General features: G+C 67.7%; 5 protein-coding genes. 2 read left to right on the top strand and 3 right to left on the bottom strand.

Annotated features, from left to right (window positions below; translation table 11 throughout):
- Positions 1–2: 2 nt before the first annotated feature.
- Positions 3–224 (top strand): helix-turn-helix transcriptional regulator, encoded by a 222-nt coding sequence (locus TU34_RS03500; RefSeq protein ID WP_045821457.1) that lies wholly within the window; start codon positions 3–5, stop codon positions 222–224.
- A 399-nt stretch (positions 225–623) separates the two neighbouring features.
- Here the strand turns inward: TU34_RS03500 and TU34_RS03495 are convergent, their stop codons facing one another.
- Complete coding sequence (locus tag TU34_RS03495; protein ID WP_045821456.1) at positions 624–1,061, bottom strand: hypothetical protein; 438 nt, start codon at positions 1,059–1,061, stop codon at positions 624–626.
- A 300-nt stretch (positions 1,062–1,361) separates the two neighbouring features.
- Here TU34_RS03495 and mobF point away from each other — a divergent pair, with 300 nt between their 5' ends.
- Positions 1,362–7,280: a MobF family relaxase gene (gene mobF / locus TU34_RS24470; protein WP_052688690.1), complete on the top strand. Its 5,919-nt coding sequence runs from the start codon at positions 1,362–1,364 to the stop codon at positions 7,278–7,280.
- A gap of 287 nt (positions 7,281–7,567) precedes the next feature.
- Here mobF and TU34_RS03485 read toward each other — a convergent pair whose 3' ends face one another.
- Together TU34_RS03485 and TU34_RS03480 are read right to left on the bottom strand one after the other, a co-directional pair.
- A complete protein-coding gene (locus tag TU34_RS03485; protein ID WP_045821455.1) occupies positions 7,568–8,485 on the bottom strand; it encodes a hypothetical protein in 918 nt (305 codons plus the stop codon).
- Positions 8,482–9,189, bottom strand: coding sequence for a Fe(II)-2OG oxygenase family protein (locus tag TU34_RS03480; protein WP_150116380.1), 708 nt, complete (start codon positions 9,187–9,189; stop codon positions 8,482–8,484). Before TU34_RS03480 ends, TU34_RS03485 begins: the two co-directional genes overlap by 4 nt.
- Between the last annotated feature and the right edge of the window lie 234 nt (positions 9,190–9,423).

Genomic DNA, 9,423 nt, shown 5'->3' with positions numbered 1-9,423 from the left:
AGATGACCGACCCAGCCGTGAGCCTGGCGTCCGTCGGTGATGCCGTCCGAGACGCCCGCCGTGAACGGGGGTGGTCTCAGACGCAGCTGGGTGACGAAGCCGGGGTGTCGCGGCCGACCATCGCGCGCATCGAACGCGGCGACGATGTCTCGGTAGCGACGCTGGCCAAGGTGACCTCGGCGGTCGGGCTAGCGGTCACGATTGTGTCCAGGCCACAATCGTGAATTCGCCCCGATACGTAAGAACCTGCACGCTCCAGACGACAGTTGTATGCCCTCTCCTCCACGGCTACTCAGCGTCCGACCTGGAGCGCTTTGGTAGCCGCGTCTTACCCACGCAGCACCGGCCAGAACCGCGAAGATGCGGTAAAAGTTCACCTGACTGCGGCCATCGCAATTCCTTCGCCCCGAGCAAGACGGCGCTTGAGCGCCCGCGGGTCCGGCTCGTCCGCGCCGACGAAAAATGTTGTACCGGCCGAGGACGCGCGACCTTGCGCCTATCGCCGCGGTCGAATTTTCCCCGAACCAACCACTTGGACTGCTCTGCGCAACACCCCGGCCTTCGGTGGCGTCAGGAGACCGCCACAACGAGCGCGCGGCTCGGTCGCTTCGCAACTAATTGCTTCAGGCCAGCTCCTCCGTTGCCCGCTCGTCTTCCTCGCGGATCGCGCAGGCGCTGCCCTCGGACCCTCTACCGCTCTCTAGCCGTTCTTTGGCTGGCGCGATGGCCGAGTTCTGCGTCTCGGCGATCGCAGCGTCAGGACGATCGGTGCCATTCGCCCTCACAAGCGTCGAGACCCTGCTGGCCCGGATGCCTAGCATCTGACCGGCGGCGCGGACACTTCCTTCGCGCGCGGCGATTGCCCGGGCCGCGTCCGCCATCGCGATCATGCCAGCGCGCTTCGCAGTAGCAAGCTGTTCCTCGGCGTTGGCGATTGAGGCCTCCGCGCTGAAATAGGCGGCAAGGTCATCCTCGTTTGCCTTGGCCTGGGCACGCTGCTTCGCTCTAAGTTCATCGAAAAGCTCTCGTGCGGAGCGTTCTCGACTCGCGGCCACCGCCACTGCACGCTCTCGTGCCCGCTTTCTGATTTCTTGAGCAGTTTGTCTCGAAGGCATGCCGGAAGGTTACGTCCACAGACAGTCGAACTCTCCCAACGTGAGTCACTTGTATCGCTCGCACATCGACTTCAGTACGAATCGAACCATTGACGCCATCCTCAAGCGACATACAACCCTCGGTCACCAGGTCAACGCCTCCCCAAACAAATTCAAGCCATTCACCACACACCTCTTGCACTAAGGTAAAGACGTTGTAACGCAACGGTTGTGAGCCCATCGATAGCGCGGTAGGTTCGCGCCGTGATGTCGCTGCACAAACTCACCGCGGGTGACGGGTACACGTACCTCACCAAGCAGGTTGCAGCGATGGACGCGACCGACAAGGGCCAGGTATCTCTGGCCGACTACTACTCGGCCAAAGGCGAGTCGCCGGGCGTGTGGATGGGGTCGGGACTCGCTGGCCTGGCAGAGCCGGCCATCTCCCCCGCCGGAGCTCGCCCCGGTTACCAGCCGCCCGCTCGACCTGACGCGGATGCTCGCGTCGTCGCGTACGGAAGCCAGGTCACCGAGGCGCAGATGAAGGCGTTGTTCGGTGAAGGCCGTCACCCGAATGCCGACGCGATCGAGCGGGCGTTCGTCGAGGCGTCCGGGTCGGCTGCTGCCGCCCTCAATGCGTCGAAGCTGGGTCGGGAATTTGCGATCCACGACAACACCGCACCGGAGTTCGTGCAGCGGCTCGCAGTGCGGTTCCGAGAACACAACCGCGCAGAAGGCAACAAGTGGAACACCCCGATCCCCGCCGAGGTCCGGGCCGAACTGCGCTCCGTGCTGGCCACGGAAATGTTCACCGAACGCTACGGGCGCGCCCCTGCCGACGACCGTGAGGCAACCAGCTTCATCACCACCGAGACCCGCCGCAAGGCGTCCTCGGTCGCCGGGTACGACTTAACGTTCTCGCCGGTGAAATCGGTGTCAGCGGTGTGGGCGATCGTTCCGCGCGAGATGGCGCAGGCCATCGAGAAGGCCCACGCAGACGCCGTCGCCGACGCTGTGGCGTTCATCGAGAAGGAAGCCACGTTCTCCCGACTTGGCACCGGCGGTGTCGCCCAGGTCGACTCCGACGGCCTTATCGCGGCGGCGTTCACCCACCGCGACTCGCGCGCCGGCGACCCCGACCTCCACACCCACGTCACGGTGTCGAACAAGGTCCGCGTCACCGACGCCGCAGGCATCAAACGATGGATGGCGCTCGACGGCCGACCGCTCCACAAGGCCGCTGTCTCGGCCTCGGAGGTCTACAACTCGCGCCTCGAAGCGCACTGCCGTGAGCGCCTGGGCTTCGCATTCGACGACGTCGCTGTGGCCGACCGCAACAAGCGCACTGTCCGCGAGGTCGTCGGTGTGCCGACCACCCTGATCGAAGCATGGTCGAGTCGCCGGGCCGCGATCACCGACCGCACCGCCGAGCTGTCGCAGGAGTTCCAGGCCGCACACGGTCGTGAACCGACCACCACCGAGGCGTTCGATCTGGCTCAACGGGCCACCTTGGAGACACGTGCCGCCAAGCACGAGCCACGGTCGCTGGCCGAGCAGCGCAGCGAGTGGCGCAGCCAGGCCGAGCACGTCCTCGGGGGCGCACCGGGCGTGGCAGCGATGCTGGCCGAGACCACCGGAGTGGCCGCGGGAACACCCCGCCCGGTCCTCTCCGATCACCTCGACCAGGAGGCGATCGCCCGCTACGCGAACGACGTGACCGCCACCGTGTCGGCGACCCGCGCACGATGGTCGCGCCCACATCTGCGCGCCGAAGCCGAGCGAGTCCTACGCGGCAACGAGACGCTGACCGCGGACGCCATCAGCCCCGCCGTGGAGGCGATCGTGGCCACCGCGTGCGGGCCCGACACGGCGATCGCGTGCGCATCATCACGCCTCGACGGCGACCTCAACGAACCAGCGGTACTGCGGCGCGCCGACGGTGCGAGCATCTACACCACCCACGACACCGACCTATTCACCACAGAGGCCATCGTCTCCGCCGAACGGCGCATTATCGCCGCCGCCCGCCGCACCGACGGCCGCACCATTGATCCGCACACCGTCGAAATCGCGCTCCTCGAGCAGGCCGCCAACGACCGCGAACTCAACGCCGGACAGTCGGCGATGGTCCGTGAACTCGCCACCTCCGGGCGGCGCGTCCAGGTCGCCCTCGCCCCCGCCGGCACCGGCAAGACCACCGCCATGCGCACCCTGGCCTCCGCGTGGACCGACAGCGGCGGCACCGTGTTGGGTCTAGCACCGACCGCCGCCGCCGCGGCGATCCTGCGCGACGAGCTCGGCACCCAAACCGACACCGTCGCCAAGCTCGTCAGCCTCGTCACCGACGACCGCGACCGGGTCGCCAACGGACGCCCCCAGAACCCCGAGCCCGACTGGTACCGCAGCATCGACCACACCACCCTGCTGGTGATCGACGAAGCGGGCATGTCCGGGACCGCCGACCTCGACACCGTCGTGGGCCACGTCCTCGCCGCCGGAGGCAGCGTCCGCCTCGTCGGCGACGACCAACAGCTCGCCTCGATCTCCGCCGGCGGTGTGTTGCGCGACGTCGCCCACGAGACCGGCGCACTAACGCTGTCCGACGTCGTGCGGTTCCGCGATCCCGCCGAGGGCGCGGCGTCGCTGGCGCTGCGATCCGGCGACCCGGCAGGCCTGGGTTTCTACGCAGACGCCCACCGCATCCACATCGGCGCCGACGCCGTGGCCGCCGACCAGGCGTACACCGCGTGGTCCACCGACCGGGCCGAGGGCCGCGACGCGGTGATGCTCGCGCCCACCCGCGACACCGTCAACGCTCTCAACGAACGTGCCCGCGCCGACCGCCTCGCAGCCACCCCCACCGCGCACCGGGAACGGTCCGTGCGCCTGGCCGACGGCCTGACCGGATCGGCCGGCGACATCATCTGCACCCGCCGCAACAAACGAGACCTGCGCCTGTCGGCGACGGACTGGGTCCGCAACGGCGACCGCTGGGAAATCACCAGCGTCTCCGCCGGCGGGGCGCTCACCGCACGCCACCTCGACCTCGGCCGCACCATCGCCCTGCCCGCCGACTACGTCACCGACAACGTCACCCTCGGCTACGCCTCGACCATCCACGCCGCCCAGGGCATGACCGCTGACACCTGCCACGTCGTCGGCTCCGACAGCCTGTCCAAGCAACTGCTCTACGTCGCGATGACCCGCGGCCGCGCGGCCAACCACATCTACCTCTCGACCGCCGAAACCGATCCCCACAAGGTCACCACCCCCAAAGCCCGCACCCCCGACACCGGCCTGGAAATCCTGACCGCGGTCCTCGCACGCGACGAGTCGCAGACCTCGGCCACCTCCACCGCCCGTGACGCCCTCGACCCCTTCACCCGCCTCGCCGGGGCGACCGCCGCCTACGCCGACGCCGTCGGCGCTGCCTGCGAACAACGCGTCGGCGCCGACGAACTCACCCGCATCGACACCGCCGCCAACACCCTGCACCCGCAGCTCACCGACGCCCCAGCATGGCCGGTACTGCGCAAGCACCTGGCAACCCTCGCCGTCGACGGCACCGACCCCGTCGAAGCACTGACCGCGGCGTACACCGCCCGCGAAATCGGCACCGCCGCCGACGTCGCCGCCGTCCTGGACTGGCGCCTCGACGCCGTGACCCGCCCGCACCCGAGTCGGCCGCCACTGGCATGGCTACCGACCATCCCCGCCGCCCTGGCCACCGACCAGACCTGGGACCGCTACCTGTCGGCGCGGGCGGCACGAATCACTGAGCTGTCCGCGGCGATCACCGACACCGTCGGACAATGGGACGCCACCACCGCACCCCGCTGGGCACGCCCCTTCCTCAGCGGCGACACCGACCGGACACTGCTCGCCGAGATCGCCGTGTTCCGCGCCGCAACCGGTGTCGACGACACCGACCGCCGCCCCACCGGTCCCGACCACTACGCCGCCGCAACACGACGCACCCAACAACGCCTCAACATCGCCGCGGCCGCGCACATCGACACCCACACCGACCTCGCCCGCTGGAACACCCTCGCCGACTCCATCGACCCACACCTGCGCCGCGACCCGTTCTGGCCCGACCTCGCCGAACACCTCGACACCGCCGCCCGCACCGGAAACGACCCCACCACCGCATTCCGCGAGGCAGCCGAGACCGCGCCGCTGCCCACCGAGATGCCCGCCTCCGCCCTGTGGTGGCGGGTATCGGCAACCCTGGGCACCGACCCGACCGGCCCCCACGAGCTGCGCCCGGACTGGGTTGCCGACCTCGAGGCCATCGTCGGCGACCAGAGCGCCGCGACCATCACCACCAGCGCCGCCTGGCCCGACCTCGTCTCGGCCATCACCACCGCCACGGCAGCCACGCCGTGGACGCCGCACGAGCTGCTGGCCACCGCCGACGAACTGCTCCACGCCGGCGGCGCGAGCGACCCCGCCCACACCGTCCGCCCCGGCGACTACGCACACCTGTTGGCTATCCGCGTCGACCTGCTCACCGCCGCCGCTACCGCACCGGCCATCCCGCTACCGGTCCAGACGCCGCTGACTGCCGAGGAAGAAGAACGCGCACTCGTCGCCTACCCCGACACCCATCAGGCCCAGGGCATCGACGTCATCGACGAACTCGACGCCCTGGGTTTGGCCGACGACGCCTACCTTGACGCCGTCGTCGCCGAAGACCCCAGCGACACCGTCGGCGACACCGGCTCCGATACCGATGTCGACCACTACGACGACCTCGGGTTCACCGACTTCACCATCGCCGCGCCCCTGCCCGGCCCGCAGGTCGCCACCGACGTCGCGACCCTCATCGCCGATCGCTACGAGATCGCCGCCCAGCACGCCGACGCCGCAGCAGCAGCCTCGGCCGCCTGGGAACAACAAGCCGAAACCGGTGGATTCGGTGGCCGCCACGAGAAGGCGACTATCCCGATGGTCCTGGCGCTGCGCGAACGCCAAGACACCCAACGCGACACCCGAGTCGCCGTGGAAACCGCCCACGCCGAATGGGTCGACGCCGACCTCGCCGCGGAACAACTCACCACCCCCGCGCCCACCGTCGATGACGACGCCGGCGACGAGCTCGCCGAACTACGGCGAGCCGCCGACGCCGACCTGACCGCAATGCGCATCGCCGCTGCAACCGCATGGCTCGACGACTGCCGGGCACGCCTCGACGCCGCCGTCACCGCCCACACCGAGGTGTGCACGGCCACCGGCGGACCCGTCACCGACGACGACATCAACCTCATCACCCACACCGCACGGTCGATCGACATCGACGAACTCACCGAACTGCGCGACACCCGCGACCAACTCGCCAACCAGCTCTGGCGCATCGACAACGCCCTGGCCCGCCGCCACGCCACCACCGACCGTCACCTCACCGACATTCCCGTCGCCGACACCACCGCAGAGCCGGCCGCGGTGGAACTGCAGATCACCACCGCGGCGCCCGCCGATCCGCTCAGGGCGCTCACCGACAGCGAACTGTCGGCCGAGATCACCACGGCCCGCACTCGCCTGGCCCGCGTGGAATCCGACATGGCCCTCTACCGTCGTCGCGGCGCAACCAGCCGAGTCGCCGACGTCCGGGCCGACCACGACCAACTCCACCGCACCGCGGCCGCCATCGCTGAGGCCACAGCTGCTGCCCGCGATCACGACACCGCCCGCGACGACCACGACGCCCTGCGCCGCCAGCTCGTCGCCGCGCAGAACACTTTGGCTGCCGCCCGCCGCCGCGAGCGGCCTGCGGCCCACACACGGGTCAATGACCTGACCCGCGAGGTCCAGACCAGCGCACAGCGCCTCGCCACTGTGCGCGCCCACGCCGAGGTCACCGCCGCCGCTACCGGGCTCCCTGAGAACGCTTGGGCCGCAGCGACGAGCCGGGCAGCCGACACCACCGCCCTTGCCGCCGAGGTAGCCACCGCCCGCCACACTGAGGACACCGCACGCTCGCGTGATGAGCGTCTTGCCGCCGAACGAGCACAGCTGATCGAACGCGCCGAGTTCGCTCGCGCAGAACGTACGCGCCGCCGGAACATCTCTATTCGTCAAGTGAACCCCGGGAGAACTCCGCGACAGCCGCTCACTAAGGCGTCCGCGACTTACGTCGTCGGCCCGATCTACGACATCGACAACGCGACTGGACCTGAGCCTTGACCGTAAAGGTGACGTCGGGCGAGTTGTTTGCTCCTTCTGATGGGAAGCGCTTCGTAGACGGCGACCGCCTGGACGAACTGCGCGGTAGGCAACGACGCCCTGCCGCGCCCGCGGGGAACGACTGCGGGGCCGAGGAACGCTCACGAACGGCTGACACTGAATCGGCACCCGATCGGACGCAAGCAGCTGTACCCGCTCGAAGCGCAAACGCCCGAGTTAGCCCGCGCCTGGAGCCCAAGACCGGAGACGGGCTTCGGAGCGGATGCCGCAGGTCGGCATGAATTCACTCAGTCGTTTCCGTAGTCCGGTTCCCGCAAGTCATCCAGCTCTCCCTCTGTCGTGAAGGGTTCTTCGAGGCCGACCTGCTCAAGGAGTTCGAAGCTGTCGAGGACGAGGCCACAGTCCCAACAGCTGAAATAATCGGGGAACACGGTCAGCTCAACGACGGATTCGTAGTCGTATTTGCTGACTTGGTACGTGTCTACCCGGCTTTCGTTCACGTCGTCGCCCTCGACCACACCCCGCCCCTCGCACGCTGGGCACGTACAGGCGTCCTGGTATTGCAGCCCTGCTGTCCGGTCACGGCCCGGAGCCCACTGCTTGGCGACGCGCGCCGGAAGAACGCCCGCTCTATGTTGAGCTAGGCGTGTCTTGGCGTTTTCTAGCAGCATCTCGGCCTGGTGTTCGATCCGTTTTTTGTTCCGCTCTAAGTGAGTATTGACCGTCGTCAACCGATCGTCGCCAACTAGCTCTTCCAGGTCGTGATCCGTTGCGGTGTTGAGGATAAGCGCCAGCCGCCAGAATTTGGGCCACCAACCGTCCTCCGGAATATTCGTAAACTGCGCAGTCCCGGAGTGGATGTAGCTGTTCCTCGCCGCCGTGAATTGCCCCGCCTCGTCAGCATTGAACGGACGAAACGCTTTCTGGCAGCGGCTGTAAATCGTCTTGGCCCGTACGGTGATGAACTGCGCCTCGCCGCTGAGGAGGCCGGTGGCGACGAGCAGATTGCTCCCGTCTTCGGTGGGTTCAGCGATTAGGACTGGAGATGTCCGAGACAACGCCGACTTGGCGAGAAGTTCCAGCGCGAACGTCGCCATCAGCGCACGCTCATCGAACGACCGAGTGGTGTCGTCGGGGTCCATCGCGCGGTTGAGAAACATCTTGGCCTTCAGCCACAGAGCTTCGTAGTCGTAGGGAACGGTCACGAAGCTGAACCCTGTTGTGCGGTTGGGGTGTCGGGCCAAGTGTGCACGCGGACAGCCATTCGCTTTAGGACTCGGTCGGTCTCGCTGCTGGCATCACCCCTCGCGTGCAGGACGGTGCGGTTGTTGATGGCGAGAACACGGCCCGGCGTATCCCACGTAAATGGTGTCGGGGAGCCGTCGACCAGCCTCAACTCCATGAACTTGGACACTCGAGATGCCCGATCATCGGCCGCCGTCATGCAACCGGGGTCGTAGCGCACCTTGCCCGCCTGGGTCCAGGCCGGCGCAAGGAACCCACCCTTGCCTGATGCGACAGTGAACAGACCATGACGGAAATCGAAGCCGAGGGGCCCCGATGCGGGCCTCGCCATCGGCAGCAGAAGGGTCGGTACTGCGCTGACTTCATCACACGAGAAAAAGAGCACATCTGGCGGGTCCTCGTGGTGCGCACCATCGGTGTGCAGCGGCTGCGGTCCGACGCCGTAGACAGCGCTCAGGGACCGCGCCGCGGCCTTATCCTGCGGCGTCGGCGTCAACACATCAATCTCAGGGCTTACGGGACCTGTACGCACCTTGTGGACGTGGAAGCGTAGGCGGCCAGCATCGGACCGGAGTTGCGCCAGCGACACACCGTCGGCTGTGGCCCATCCGTTGTCGCGCGCACCTATAAGTAGCTCGTCAAGCACATCCCCGGCCAGCTTCATTGCGCCCCTCCATTACATCCGTCGCGCTTGTAGAGCGCTCACGGACACGAATACAGACAAGCAAACCTAGCCTGCATCAACGGTGGCGGCGAGTGACTAGTGCCCACGCAGGGAAGAGCTTCAGGGTGAACGTGCCCGGTCGGCGACACTTCGCTGGGTGACGTTTGGGGCGGGGTCCTACTCCGCTCGGATCTTCGCGCGATCTACGCCGACTCGGGAAGGAAATGCACTGGT

It is taken from the genome of Williamsia herbipolensis, assembly GCF_000964005.1.
In the GTDB taxonomy this organism is placed as follows: Bacteria; Actinomycetota; Actinomycetes; order Mycobacteriales; family Mycobacteriaceae; genus Williamsia_A; species Williamsia_A herbipolensis.
The sequence above is the reverse complement of the archived record's forward strand: the minus strand, read 5'-3'. Positions and strand labels throughout refer to the sequence as shown.

Bases quoted from the DNA above. Each gene is read 5' to 3' on its own strand.
- mobF (WP_052688690.1), top strand. From the start codon at position 1,362: ATGTCGCTGCACAAACTCACCGCGGGTGACGGGTACACGTACCTCACC.
- TU34_RS03480 (WP_150116380.1), bottom strand. From the start codon at position 9,189: ATGAAGCTGGCCGGGGATGTGCTTGACGAGCTACTTATAGGTGCGCGC.
- TU34_RS03500 (WP_045821457.1), top strand. From the start codon at position 3: ATGACCGACCCAGCCGTGAGCCTGGCGTCCGTCGGTGATGCCGTCCGA.